We start from the raw sequence: 12,941 nt of genomic DNA, 5'->3' as shown, positions 1-12,941 counted from the left end.
GGACAGCCCGGTCCGGCCTGCCTAGACGATGAAGCGGATCGCGCGCTGGATCTCGAAGAAGTCGCTCGCCGTGAAGCGCAGCGTGCGCGCCGCGACGTGCTCGACGCCGGGATACCAGCTGCCGCGATAGGCCTCGGTCGGGTTGGTGTATTCGACAACCAGCTCGAAACGGTCGGCGAGCCTGGGCAGGCAGCCCTTCAGGTCGCCCGACAGCGCCTTTTCCACGCCTTCGCGAATGGCGGCCACCGAAGCCTTCGGCGTCAGCGACCGGGTGGCCGGGCCAAAGCCTTCGCTTGTGGCAACGGTGCCGATGCCCGAGACGATCGCCTTGGCTTCGGCACACATGCCGGCGTCGCCCGAAAGAAACGCCGACGGCACGCCGTAGCGCGCGGCGCACAGCGCGTTCAGCGTGAATTCCGACGCCACCTCGCCATTGATCAGCAGGCGCGACACCGTGCCGGTCAGCGTATGCGCCAGCGGGTTGGTGTCGGTGCCGGCCTTGTTGTGGTAGCCGGTGTAGAGTGCCGCCGAAAAGCTCTTGTCGATGCCGAACATCATGATGTCGGGGTGACCGCTCCAGTCCCTGATGATGCTAACATAGGCCGGCAGCTTCGACAGGATGAGGTTGCGCCCGGTGGAGTGCGCGTCCTTGACCACCACTTCCTTGGCGCCGGCAGCCTTGGCGCCTTCACAGGCCGCCACCAGCTCGTCGGTCATGTATTCGCGGAATTCGTCATAGGCGGCATGCCCCTTACGGGCCTCGTCCCAGACGGTGATGCCGGCGGTGCCTTCGATGTCGGCGCTGATGAAAACTTTCATGATCGTTCCCTACGGTTTTTACAGAAGCTCGGACATCGACGACAAAAGCCTGTCGATCTGGATTGGGGAATGCTCGGAAAACACCGCGAGCCGCATGCTCGGCACGTCGGACGCGTCGGAATAGCCGCCCGGCTGCTGGACCCTGACGATGATGTCGCGCTCGGCAAGGCGATCGCGCATCCGCTCCAGATCGGTGACGCCCTTGATGGTGACGATCGGCACCGGCGTGTCGGCAACCTCGAAGCCCAGGCCCCGCAACCCGCCGCGCATGTGTTTGACGTTGCGGGCCAGATTGGCGCGCTTGTCCGTGGTCTGCAAAACCTTCAGCGACGCGGTGGCTGCGGCGGCGAGGCCTGGCGGCGCTGGCGATGCACCGCGCATGATCATGGCGTTGCGCGTGATCTTTTCGGCCAGTGTCGCGTCGCCGGGCACAATGCCGCCGAGCGCTCCGAACGCCTTGCTCATCGTGCCGGCCAAGAAATTGCCCTCGCCTTCGAGCCCGGCATGCTGCAACGACCCGCGCCCGGTTTCGCCCAGCACGCCGACGCCATGGGAGTCGTCGATGCACAACAGCGCGCCGTCGTATGGCGCCATCGCCTGCCTGTAGTCGTTCAGCGGCGCGAGCTTGCCGGAAGACGGAAACACCCCGTCGGTCAGCACCGCCGGCCGTTGTTTCGGCTGGACATGGCGCGACAACTGTTCGGCCAAATCGCCGGCATCGGCATGACGAAACTCATGAACCGGCTTGCCCAGCGTCGGGATCGCATCGCGGGTACTGTAGTGGGTCGCGGCGTCGACGAAGATGATATCGAAATCCTCACGCAATCCCTGCAGCAGCACCAAGGGGCTGGTGTAGCCGGAGATCATGTAGACGACCTCCTCGGTGCCGAACCACTGGCGCAGCCTCTCCTGCAGGTCGGCATAGACCTGCATGTGGGCCAGAGTGCCCGGCCCCATGCCGTACTGCCTGGTCGCAGTGCAGGCCGCCTCGATCACTTCGGGGTGGCCGTGCAGGCAGAAGTAGGAGGTGCCGCAGTAATAATCGACCTCACGCCCGCCAATGACCATGCGGGCGCCGATGGGCGATTCCATTTTGAACGGAGCGCTCATGCTGCTGCTCAGGCCGCCGCGGCTTGGGAGGATGCGCGGCGCTCCAGGAACATCGGCCCGACGCGAATGCCGCGCTTGCCATTGTCGTCGACAGCATCGAGTTCCAAAATCTCGTCCTCATAGAGTTTGCCATGCATGCGGAACCGCCCTTCCTCGACCGGCTCGCAAGCATGGGTGCAGAAATACTCGATCAGGCACTTCAGCCCGCCATGGCTGTAGGTCAGGTAGGTGATGTTGAAGTCGGGCCCGTATTCGCCGAGATGCGGCTTGATCTCGTCGGGCACCGTCTCGTCGGCCGGGGCTTCGATGCGCGCCCAGCTCGCATCCTTCCAGACGAGTTTTCCCGCTTCGGGAAAGGACAGGTTCATGTGGGCATAACCGGCACCGCGCCCGTAGATGCGACCGTCAATGACAAAGTCATTGCCCGACACCGGCCGGATCTGCAGCGGCACGCCGTCGCCCATCAGGTAGAGCTTGCCGGCCTTTGCCTTGACCTCGACGACTTCACCCGAGACGTCGTCGCGGTAGTGGCCCGGCAAGGTCCTGAACAACTCGTCGGCGATTGCGGGCGGGCGCTGATGTCGCTCCAGCGCCTTGCCCATCTTGCGCTCTGAAAGCGCGATGCGCAGGCCGTCGATGCCAAGCCGCGAGGCGATCTGGTTGGCGAAATCGAGCGTCGCGAAGACCAGCACGCCGATGCCGGCGCCCGGCAGGAGCAACATGTGCGAGGCATAGCCATAGACCGCGCCGCCATGGCCAACCGACTCCCAGCCATCAACCTCGCCGGCGCCGAAGCACAGGCCGTAGCCGGCCATCGACTTGTCCAGGCTGTCGGGGCGCTTGCCGAAGGGCGTCCACATCTCGCGCAGCGAAGCGGGCGAGATGATCGAATTGCCCTTGGCGTCGAAGCCGCCGCGCAGCAGGCACTCGACATAACGCGCCATGTCGCTGGTGGTCGAAAAGATGTTGCCCGCAGGCGAGCCGCCGAGGCTGAACACCGGTGCCGGCGTGTCGCCGTCGAGCGTCCACATGTCTGCGGGCGCAAGCCGCTCGCGGATACCCGGCGCCATGCCGCATGAAGAGTTGTTCATGCCGAGCGGCTTCAGGATGTGCTGGGCGACGTAGTCGGAATAGCTCTGGCCGGTCACCACCTCGATGACCCGCCCGGCAACGGCGATGCCGGCATTGGAATAGTGCATGATGCCGATGCTCGGATCCTGCTTCAGCGTCGAGCTTGCCAGCTCGTTGACCGTATCTTCGAGCGGCGGCCGGGTCGCATCGAGATAATGGCCGCTCTTGGGCTCGCGCACGAGACCGGCCGTATGCGTCAACAGCTTGCGCAGGCTAATGACCGAACCGTTGGGGCCGCCCTCGGCCCCGGCGAACGGATTGATCGGGTGGAAACCGGGCAGATAGGTCGAGACGTCGGCGTCGAGGTCGACCAGGCCCTTTTCGGCCAGTTGCATCAACGCCAGAGAGGTGAAGGTCTTGGTGATGGAGCCGATGCGGAAGCAGGTGTCCTCGCGCATGTCGAAATGGCGATCGTTGCGCTGCATGTGGCCCTGGGCCAGCACGCCGTCGCGATCGACTAGCGCATAGGAGATCGACGGGATCGCCTTGTCCTCGACTTCGTAGCGGATCAGGTCCTCGAACAGCTCAATTCCGGCGGCAGACAGAGAGGGCATGGAAAACGCTCCTTGAATCGTAAAGGGGATCTCAATGGGAATGACGGGGGTCCAGCATGTCGCGCAGCGCATCGCCGACGAGGTTCCACGACAAAACGAACAGGAAGACCGCAGCACCCGGGAAGGCCAGCGTGTACCAGAACTGGAACGGATTTCCGGGCTGGCCGACGATCCAGTTGCGCGAATAGGCGATGAACTGGCCCCAGTCGGCGTAACCTTCTTCGGTGCCGACACCGAGGAAGCTAAGTGCCGAGGCCGACAGCACCATCGAGCCGGTGGCCATGGTCGCCAGCACCAGAACCGGGAACATCGCATTGGGCAGGATATGCAGCACGATCAGCCGGAGGTCGCTCGCGCCGTAGCTCCTGGCCGCGTGGATGTAATCCATCTCGCGGATTCTCAGGATTTCGCTTCGCACGATGCGGGCGTAGCTCATCCAGCCGAATGTCGTCAGTGCAATCGTGATCGGCCAGATGCCCTTGCCGAGCAGCGCCGTCAGCACCATCGCGGCGATCAGGAACGGCACCGCCATGAACACGTCGACGATGCGCATCAGGATTTCTTCGGCGAGCCCGCCATAATAGGCGGCAACAGCGCCGACCACAGTGCCGATCAGCACCGAGATCGCAACGACGCCGAGCCCGATCTTGAACGCCGTGCGGGTGCCCCAGACAACGCCGTAGAAGATGTCGTACTGGCCTTGCGTGGTGCCGAAGATCGCGTCGCGCGACGGCGGCATGGGCGTTGCCAAAAAGCCGGCGCGCGGGGTGTCGTAGGGCGACAGCTGGAAGCTCTGCGGCGGCGCCAGAAGTGGTGCGAAGATGGCGATCAGCACGAAGGCCAAAAGGATCACAACGCCCAGCAGCGAGACCGGATTGCGCGCGAGGTAACGAAGGGCCTTCATTGCGTCTTCACCCTCGGATCGAGCAGCGGGTAGATCAGGTCGACGATCAGGTTCATCACCACAAGGACGACCGCGAAATAGAGGCCGAAGCCCAGAACCGCCGGGAAGTCGAGATTGGCCGCGGTCTTGGCGGCGAACTGGCCGAGACCGGCATAGTCGAAAATAGTTTCGGTGATGACGACACCACCCATCATGACGGCCAGTTCCATGCCGGCGATGGTCGCCACTGGCAAAAGCGCGTTGCGCCGTGCGTGCTTGAGTTCCACGACGCGGCGCGGCAGACCCTTGGCGCGGGCGGTGCGGACATAATCCTGGCGCAGCGTCTCCAGCATCGAGGTGCGCATCACCCGCGTCATGCTGGCGACGTTGACATAGGTCAGCGTGATGACGGGTGCGGCGAGATGGCGAAGCGAGTCACCGAAGATCGCCCAATTGCCGTTGAGCAAGGCATCGATCGTGTTGGCGCCGGTGTAACGCACGAACTCGTCCGAACTCACGACCGTCTGCGCCCACTGGCTGAGCCGACCGGGCGGGAACCAGTCGAGGGCCGAATAAAAGATCAGCAGCATCAAGAGGCCGAAGACGTAGACGGGGAACGACCAGCCGAGAATGGTGAAGATGCGGATGACGTGGTCCGGCCAGCGGTTGAGATAGATGCCGGCGCGCGAGCCCAAGAAAACGGCGAGCAGCAGACAGGGAATGAAGGCGAGGACGACAAGTTCCAGAGTCGCCGGAAACAGCGACATCAGCGCCGTCGACACCGGCTGCCGGGCTGTTTCCGACCAGCCGAGATTGCCGGTCAAAATGCCGCCGATCCAGCGGCCGTACTGGATGTAGAAAGGATCGTTCAGCCCGTACTGCTCGATCATTCGACGGATGCTTTCCTGGCCCCCTTTAAGGTAGTCAGGCGACGGCGCGTAAGCCGCCAGACGCTGTGTCGGCGAGAGCGACATCTGCAGCGCAAAGATCATCAATGACAGAGCGAATAAGACGATGGGCAACATCATCAGTCGTCTGAGCGCGTAATTCAGCACAGGTCCACACGTTCCGATTTCAGGGGAAATGAAGCAGTGGGCACGTCGGACAAGCGTCCGACGTCCCTGAAGCCAATCAGTCGTTGGCCTTGGTCACCGGGTAGAAGTCCCAGGCGCCGTAGAGGATCATGTTGTCGACATAGCCATCGATGTTGTTGCGGACGACGACATAGCCGAAGTCCTCCCACAGGAACTGGGTGGTGGCGTAGTCGTACGACATCTCCTGCAGCTTGGCGTAGATCGGCTCACGCACCGCCGGATCGCTCGAGGCCCAGGCTTCGTCCAAAAGCGGCTTGAACTTCTCCGCCATCAGGTCGCGGTAGCCCTGGCCGGCCATGCCGCCAACCAGACCTGTCGGCGAGAGATAGTAGCTTGCCGCACCCAGCGGGCCACCCGGATCGGAATAGTCAGGACCCCAGCCCATGACGGTCAGCGGAGCCGCCGGCTTTTCGCGGTTGTTGAGCTTGTCCGAAACAGAAGCCCATGGCAGCGCCTGGATCTGCATCTTGAACTTCGGGTTGATGCGCGACAGGCCCTGCTGCAGCGCCGACAGGGAGGCTGTCAGTTGCGGGTAGCCTTCCGTCACATAGGCCGTGAAGGTGAAGCCCACGTCCCAAAGCTTGCCGCCGAACGCCTTTTTGAAGTGTTCCTCGGCCTTGGCCGGATCGTAGCTGTAGATAGGCGAATCCGGGCGATAACCCATGATGCCGCGCACAGTCGGACCGCGCGATTGGACGGTCTTGCCGAGCAGCACCTGGGTCAGCAGCGCATCGTAGTTTTGCGCATAGTTGAACCCTTTGCGCACGTCGATGTCGCCGAAGAACTCCGGCGGGATGCCGGCGCCGTCCAGCTTGCCGCTGCCGATGGCCGGGTTGTCGTTGTCGTCGAGCGGCCAGGCGAAGAAGATGCCGCGCGAGAACACTTTCTGCAGCCCATCGATGACCTTGACGCCCTCGGTCTTGCTCAGTTCGTCGATGAACTCGACTGGTGTCGTAACGAAGTCAGCGTCACCGGACAGAAGCTGCAGGCGCCGTGTCGTCCATTCGGGAACTGTGCGCATGACCACCCGCTCGAGCTTGGCCGGGCCCATGAAATAGTTGTCGAAGCGCTTCAGCGTGATGCGTCGGTCGGTACGGTCCCATTCCTCGAGCATGAACGGGCCGGTGCCGTTTTCCTCGGCAAACAGCGGATTGGCACCGAGCTCCGGGCGATAATGTTTCTTCCAGTCGTCGCCCGAACCATCCCAGCCACCGACCGAGGCGACCCATTCCTTGTCGAGGATCGAGGTGCCGAACGGCAGCGCGATCACGCCAAGGGTGGCCGGAAACGACTTGGGCAGCTTGAGCGTGACATTGTCGCCTTCGACGACGATCTGCGAGGCGAGCTGGTCATAGATCTTGCGCAGCGTCTCGGGGCTGGCGTCATTGATGGATTTGACGTTGCCTTCTGTTTCCACCCACTTGGCGATGTTGGTGTATTTGCCGGCGGTGATCACCTCGGTGATCGCATTCGACATCCACGACTGCCCCTGGAGAATGGCGCGCAGCAGCGAATAGCGCACGTCTTCCGGCGTGATCTCGCCGTAACCCGGCTCGATCGCGGCCTTCTGGGCATCCGTCAGCTTGTCGTAATATTCCCAGGTGATCTTGCCATCAGTGCCCTTGACGCCAACCTTGTGGGCGTGGACGCCCTTGCGGATCGGGAAGGTGTAGCTCACCGAGCCGTCCGTGCCCTGCTTGATCAGGCCGTTTTCGAGCGACGGCACCTCGGTCGACAGCGACGGCACGAACTCGGAGATCTTCGAGCCGTTGAAGTTCAGCAACCGGCTGTAGATGTTGAGCGAGCCATAAGAGCTCGGCGTGTTGGCGATGTAGGCGGGATCGAACGACTGGATATCGTCGGTCCACATGAAGACAAATGTTCCGGGGTTCTTGGTCTCGGCCATGGCGGGGGCAACCGTCATGCCGAGCCCCAGACAAAGGGCTAGGGCTAAGGCTCGTTTCATCATCGTTCCCTTGTGGTGGAGGCGGAAGTTTCTCTTCTCGTTAGGGAAAGGCTAGAAGAGCGCTTGCCGGTCTGTCCAATGTGTAGATAGGATGGACTATGCAAAAGACGCATGAGGTCCGCCATGGAACTGCAATGGCTTGAAGATTTTCTGGAAATTGCCGCGACGCGGAATTTCTCAACGGCAGCGACGGCGCGCAATATTTCGCAGCCGGCCTTCAGTCGCCGCATCAAATCGCTGGAGAGCTGGATCGGGGCGGACCTGATCGACCGCAGCACCTATCCGGTGCAGCTGACCCGGGCTGGCAACATGTTCTTGCCTGGCTGCCAGCGGCTGGTGCGGGAAGCTTATCGCCTGCGCACTGATTGCCGAAATGTCGCCGGCGAAAGCTCAGCGATGCTGACCTTCACCTCGCTGCACACGCTGGCGATGTACTTCTTTCCGAAGTGGATCAGCTCGCCGCTGATCTCGCGCATGCCCTTGCGCACCAGCATGCATGCGGCGGATTTCCTCGAAAGCGTCGACCATCTGTGCTCGGGCCAGTGCGATTTCGCCATCACCTATGTCCATCCAGACGGTCCGCCGGTTTTGGAGGGTGGACCGTTCGAATCGCTGCAGATCGGCAAGGATCGGCTGATTTTGGTGTCCGGAACCGATGAGAACGGCAGGGCGCTGTTCGACATCGATGTGCCAGAGAGCACTGAAATCCCTTACCTCGCCTATTCCTGGAGCGACGGCTATATCGGCAAGCTGACCACGCTGATCCAGTCGCGCTGGCGCCGCCCCCTCAACCTCAGCACGGTCTACCAGTCGGCACTTGCCGACGGATTGAAGCACATGGCCGTTGCCGGACGCGGCGTGGCCTGGCTGCCACAGATCTGCGTCGCCGAGGCGATGAAGCACGGCCAACTCGTCCAGATCGGCGGCCCGCAAATGTCGCTGGAGGTCGAGATCCGCATCTTCAGGCGTGTCGGCGGTAGCAGCCACGATGGCGACGCGTTGTGGAGACACCTCAAGGAATGCGCCGAACTACCCCAATACAAGAGCGGTTTTGAGTCCACCTTGGACGCGGCCTGACCGTTCAGGCATCTCGAATGGCCTGTCCGGCACGATATGCGAAGACAGGTGGCGCAATGCGTGACACGCATAGTTTTAGCCACAGCCATCGCCGCGCGTTGATTTCGCTGGCTTTTGCCCCAACGGCACGATGCATCGTCCGTGCCGAACGGTGCCGACCGCCCTCGTAGGCGCATCGGCAGCCCCTTCCCGGCCTATTGACAGAACGCAGCACCCTTGCGTTCGATGCCCGTCAACGCAACGTCCATCGTTGAAACGGGTCCATGTGCCGATGATCCCTGCCAAAGCCGCAACACTTGCCCTGCCCGAGAATGTGATCCTTTCGGTGGAGGACCTCGAAGTCTCCTTCGCTGTCCGCTCCAGGGCGAACGTGCGCGCCGTGCGCGGCATCTCCTTTACCATCTCGCGCGGCGAGACGGTGGCGCTTGTCGGCGAGTCCGGTTCGGGCAAGTCGGTCACCGCAATGACGATCATGCGGCTGACCGAATATGACGGTGCGGCCATCACCGGCGGCCGGGTTCTGATGCGGTTCAAGGACGGCAAGGTCGCCGACCTCGCCAAGCTCTCCGAAAAAAGCGTCGAGACCCTCAGGGGGGCAGAGATTTCGATCGTGTTCCAGGACCCCATGTCCAGCCTGAACCCGGTCTTCACCATCGGCGACCAGATCGCCGAGGCAGTGATCCATCACCAGAACAAAACGCCGAAGCAAGCGCGCCAGATCGCGCTGAACACGCTCAAGCTTGTACGTGTTCCCGACGCAGAACGCCGCCTCGACCAGTATCCGCACCAGCTTTCCGGCGGCATGCGCCAGCGCGTGATGATCGCCATAGCGCTTGCCTGCCGTCCCTCGCTGATGATCCTCGACGAGCCGACCACGGCACTCGACGTGACCATCCAGGCGCAGATCCTCGATCTGGTGCGCGCCCTGCAACACGAGATCGGCATGTCGGTGCTGTTCATCACCCACGACATGGGTGTCGTCGCCGAAGTCGCCGACCGGGTCTGCGTCATGCTCAAGGGCGAAATCGTCGAGACCGGCTCTGTCTATGACGTCTTCGCCAACCCCAAGCACACCTACACGCGCGCCCTGATTTCAGCCGTGCCTCGGCTTGGCAGCATGGCCGACAAGGATGCGCCGGAAAAATTCCCGCTGCTGGTGTTCGAGCCCGAGCGCCAGCCCGCAGAGGTCAGCAAATGAACGCGTCCGCCCCGCACAAGGACACCCGCCAGCCGCTCGTCGAAGTCCGCAATCTGGTGACGCGGTTCGATCTCAAGGCAGGCCTGTTCGGTCACGTTTCCGGCCGCGTGCACGCCGTTGAAAACGTCTCCTTCGACATCTTCCCCGGCGAAACACTGGCGCTTGTCGGCGAGTCGGGTTGCGGCAAGTCCACCGTCGCCCGTTCGCTCATGCAACTGGACAAGCCGCGCTCCGGCTCGATCCGCTTTGACGGCACCGAACTGATCGGCGCGCCGCGCCAGGTCGTGGCGCGGTTTCGCCGCCAGGCGCAGATGGTCTTCCAGGACCCGTTCTCCTCGCTCAATCCGCGCATGACCATCGAGCAGTCGCTGATGGATCCGATGCGGGTCCACAAGCTTGGCTCGACCGAAACCATGCGCGCCCGCGCCGCCGAACTGATGGCAAAGGTCGAGCTCGCGCCCGAACTCCTCGAACGTTATCCGCATGCGTTTTCAGGCGGCCAGCGCCAGCGCATCTGCATCGCCCGCGCCCTGGCGCTCAACCCCCGGCTCATCGTCGCCGACGAGGCTGTCGCCTCGCTCGACGTGACGATCCAGGCGCAGGTCATCAACCTTCTGATGGACCTGCAGCGCGACATGCAGATTGCGCTTTTGTTCATCAGTCACGACATGGCCGTGGTCGAGCGCATCGCGCATCGGGTGGCTGTGATGTATCTCGGCGAAATCGTCGAGATCGGCGATCGCCGTTCGGTCTTCAACAATCCCCAGCATCCCTACACGCGCAAGCTGCTGTCGACGGTTCCCATCGCCGACCCAACACGCCGCCCGGAAGGACGGCAGCCGATGTCCGACGAAATCCCGAGTGCCATGCGCGCGCCAGATTTCGTGCCTGTCGAGCTGCCGATGCATCAAATCTCATCGACCCATTTCGTCCGCCAGGTCGCGACAGTCTGACGGCGGCCCCATCAAGAGTTCTTCGTTTCCAGATCAGAGCATTCGTAAATGACCACTTCAAATGTGTCGCTGGCCGCCGTAACGGCGGGCGGCGTGACGGCGGATATTGGCAATTCCTCCAGGCTGAGGATCGAGGGTTTGCGACGACCAGCGGCTGCTGAGCGGCCAACGCCTTATATCGAGGTCGACGAGACGCGGCTGAGGCGCAACATGCAGGCCATGCAGCACCGCGCCGACACGGCCGGCCTGGTGATGTTTCCGCACGTCAAGACGCACAAGAGCATCTATCTGGCACAGCAGCAGCTGGCTTTGGGCGCGCGCGGCATCACCGCGTCCAAGCCGAGCGAAGCGCTTGTTTTCGTCGAGGCAGGCATCCCCTCGATCATTCTCGCCTACCCCATCGTCAGCCCCGAATCGCTCGACCGCCTGCTGCCGGCGGTGAAGGCGCACGGCACCGAGTTGCGCGCTATTGCAGCGAGCGAAACCGGCGTCGACGCGCTGTCCGCAGCCGCAACGCGCCACGGTGTCGAACTAGGCGTCTTCCTCAAGGTCGATGTCGGCCTCGGCCGCGTCGGCCTGAAGCCGAATGATCCGGCGGCACTCGCCGTTTGCGCAAGGATCGTCGCCGCCGAAGGCCTCCGCTTCGCCGGCCTGCTGTCGCATGCCGGGCACTCCTATGCCGCCGCCGACGCTAGCAGCATCGCTGCCGTCGCGCGCGACGAGGCAGCTTCCATGGCAGGCCTCGCCGCCGAGCTGAAAGGCCGTGGCATCACAGTCCCCTGCATCTCGGTCGGGGCCACGCCGACATGCGTCGGCGCACCGCTTCAGGCGGTCGACTGCATCCGGCCGGGCAACTACGTCTTTCTCGACGGCACAGCACTCAGGCTTGGCATCTGCACCGCCGACGACCTGGCGCTATCGGTCGTCGCCCGGGTCGTTGCCTCAAACGACAAACATTTCATCATCGATGCGGGCTCGAAGAGCATGAGTTCCGACCGCGGTGCCCATGGCATGGGCGGTGCCGGCTTCGGCATCGTGGTTTCAGCGGACGGCGACGCCGATGCTGGTGTGTGGACGCTCGAACGAATGTCCGAAGAACATGGCTTCGTGCCCTTGTCGGGCCGCAGCTTGCCACTTGGCAGCCGGGTGCGCGTTTTCCCCAATCATTCCTGTGCCTCGATCGCCAATTTCGACCGCTTCACGCTGCGCCGCGAACACGGCGAGGCGCTGACGCTTCCGGTCGACGCCCGCAGCTGCCAGACCTGACAGCTTGCCGCCCCAAAGACCGATGAATGCCTGCATGCGAACCATGCCGGACAGCATCGGCATGGGCCGGCTGAACTGCAAAAGGCACGTCGAGGCGAATTGCGCCCCAAATCATCTAGGCATCGCCGCAAAGCCCGGTCATGGACCGTTGCAACAGTCGATGTAGCCCACAGAGGTGCGTCTCTGGGCGTGTTTTCTGGACATTGTCTGTTTTTAAGAAGACTGATTTGGTGGAGCCAAGCGGGATCGAACCGCTGACCTCCTGCATGCCATGCAGGCGCTCTCCCAGCTGAGCTATGGCCCCACACCCGGCAGTCAGCCGGCGCCGTTTCCGGCGAAGAGGACGGCGCGAATTTGGGGTCCGCGCCGTATTTGTTGGCGGCTTCTAGCGCCGCATTCGACCATTGGCAAGCCTTGATCGAAACCTTTTTTCGGTTTGCCGAAAAGGCGGGTCAGATCTCGTCGTCGTCGTCGCCGACGCCGATCATGTCGGAGACGTCGTCGTCGTCCTCTTCCTCTTCGGCAAGGAAGGTGTCGTCGTCATCGTCGCCCAGATCGACGTCTTCATCGTCGAGATCCGGCAGGTCGTCGGCGGCCTTGGCCTCTTCGTCGGCGTCCTCCAGGGAAACGACCTCAGCGGTTTCCTCTTCGGGGTCGAGCTCCTTGGTCTCGACTTCCTCTTCTTCCTCGAGGATGGCGGCAATCTTGCCGTCGTCGAAGTAGGAACGCGCATAAGTCTTGCCCGTATAGGGCGAAACAATCGGGTCCTTGTTCAGGTCATAGAATTTTCGGCCCGTCTCCGGGTCGATACGTTTTGTGCCAAGCTCGGATTTTGCCACGTCAGGCCTCATTTTCTAGATTTTTGTCCCCTTAGCCGCAGTTTGTGGCGC

General features: G+C 62.7%; 9 protein-coding genes, 1 tRNA gene and 1 pseudogene. 3 read left to right on the top strand and 8 right to left on the bottom strand.

Annotated elements, in window-relative coordinates; genetic code table 11:
- Positions 1 to 21 precede the first annotated feature (21 nt).
- From AC1RTB_RS13520 to AC1RTB_RS13495, 6 genes are all read right to left on the bottom strand, one after another.
- Positions 22 to 819: a M55 family metallopeptidase gene (locus AC1RTB_RS13520; protein WP_492878280.1), complete on the bottom strand. Its 798-nt coding sequence runs from the start codon at positions 817 to 819 to the stop codon at positions 22 to 24.
- Positions 820 to 837: 18 nt separating this feature from the next.
- A complete protein-coding gene (locus tag AC1RTB_RS13515; protein WP_492878282.1) occupies positions 838 to 1,929 on the bottom strand; it encodes an aminotransferase class I/II-fold pyridoxal phosphate-dependent enzyme in 1,092 nt (363 codons plus the stop codon).
- Positions 1,930 to 1,937: 8 nt separating this feature from the next.
- Entirely contained in the window at positions 1,938 to 3,614 is a 1,677-nt protein-coding gene (locus AC1RTB_RS13510; protein ID WP_492878284.1) for a serine hydrolase domain-containing protein, read from the bottom strand.
- Between the two features lie 31 nt (positions 3,615 to 3,645).
- Positions 3,646 to 4,518, bottom strand: a complete 873-nt coding sequence (locus tag AC1RTB_RS13505) for an ABC transporter permease (protein ID WP_492878285.1) — start codon at positions 4,516 to 4,518, stop codon at positions 3,646 to 3,648.
- A complete protein-coding gene (locus AC1RTB_RS13500; protein WP_492878287.1) occupies positions 4,515 to 5,387 on the bottom strand; it encodes an ABC transporter permease in 873 nt (290 codons plus the stop codon). The genes AC1RTB_RS13505 and AC1RTB_RS13500 overlap by 4 nt, the downstream gene beginning before the upstream one ends.
- Positions 5,388 to 5,628: 241 nt before the next feature.
- Entirely contained in the window at positions 5,629 to 7,515 is a 1,887-nt protein-coding gene (locus AC1RTB_RS13495; protein ID WP_492878288.1) for an ABC transporter substrate-binding protein, read from the bottom strand.
- A 165-nt stretch (positions 7,516 to 7,680) separates the two neighbouring features.
- Here AC1RTB_RS13495 and AC1RTB_RS13490 point away from each other — a divergent pair, with 165 nt between their 5' ends.
- The 3 genes and pseudogenes from AC1RTB_RS13490 to AC1RTB_RS13480 all read left to right on the top strand — a co-directional run bounded on the left by AC1RTB_RS13490 (position 7,681) and on the right by AC1RTB_RS13480 (position 12,051).
- Positions 7,681 to 8,634: a LysR family transcriptional regulator gene (locus tag AC1RTB_RS13490; RefSeq protein WP_492878290.1), complete on the top strand. Its 954-nt coding sequence runs from the start codon at positions 7,681 to 7,683 to the stop codon at positions 8,632 to 8,634.
- 271 nt (positions 8,635 to 8,905) lie between these two features.
- Positions 8,906 to 10,785 (top strand): annotated as a pseudogene (locus AC1RTB_RS13485) (ABC transporter ATP-binding protein).
- Between the two features lie 48 nt (positions 10,786 to 10,833).
- Positions 10,834 to 12,051: an alanine racemase gene (locus AC1RTB_RS13480; RefSeq protein ID WP_492878292.1), complete on the top strand. Its 1,218-nt coding sequence runs from the start codon at positions 10,834 to 10,836 to the stop codon at positions 12,049 to 12,051.
- Positions 12,052 to 12,279: 228 nt separating this feature from the next.
- Here the strand turns inward: AC1RTB_RS13480 and AC1RTB_RS13475 are convergent.
- Positions 12,280 to 12,355 (bottom strand) — tRNA-Ala (locus tag AC1RTB_RS13475).
- 148 nt (positions 12,356 to 12,503) lie between these two features.
- Positions 12,504 to 12,890: a TIGR02300 family protein gene (locus AC1RTB_RS13470; protein WP_492878293.1), complete on the bottom strand. Its 387-nt coding sequence runs from the start codon at positions 12,888 to 12,890 to the stop codon at positions 12,504 to 12,506.
- Between the last annotated feature and the right edge of the window lie 51 nt (positions 12,891 to 12,941).

It is taken from the genome of Aminobacter sp. GW821-FHT11F06 (assembly GCF_058808215.1).
This window is presented reverse-complemented; position numbering and strand designations above follow the sequence as displayed.

What these genes read in the sequence shown, in the direction of transcription:
- AC1RTB_RS13520 (WP_492878280.1), bottom strand. Translation starts at nt 819, where the DNA reads ATGAAAGTTTTCATCAGCGCCGACATCGAAGGCACCGCCGGCATCACC.
- AC1RTB_RS13515 (WP_492878282.1), bottom strand. Translation starts at nt 1,929, where the DNA reads ATGAGCGCTCCGTTCAAAATGGAATCGCCCATCGGCGCCCGCATGGTC.
- AC1RTB_RS13510 (WP_492878284.1), bottom strand. Translation starts at nt 3,614, where the DNA reads ATGCCCTCTCTGTCTGCCGCCGGAATTGAGCTGTTCGAGGACCTGATC.
- AC1RTB_RS13505 (WP_492878285.1), bottom strand. Translation starts at nt 4,518, where the DNA reads ATGAAGGCCCTTCGTTACCTCGCGCGCAATCCGGTCTCGCTGCTGGGC.
- AC1RTB_RS13500 (WP_492878287.1), bottom strand. Translation starts at nt 5,387, where the DNA reads ATGATCGAGCAGTACGGGCTGAACGATCCTTTCTACATCCAGTACGGC.
- AC1RTB_RS13495 (WP_492878288.1), bottom strand. Translation starts at nt 7,515, where the DNA reads ATGACGGTTGCCCCCGCCATGGCCGAGACCAAGAACCCCGGAACATTT.
- AC1RTB_RS13490 (WP_492878290.1), top strand. Translation starts at nt 7,681, where the DNA reads ATGGAACTGCAATGGCTTGAAGATTTTCTGGAAATTGCCGCGACGCGG.
- AC1RTB_RS13480 (WP_492878292.1), top strand. Translation starts at nt 10,834, where the DNA reads ATGACCACTTCAAATGTGTCGCTGGCCGCCGTAACGGCGGGCGGCGTG.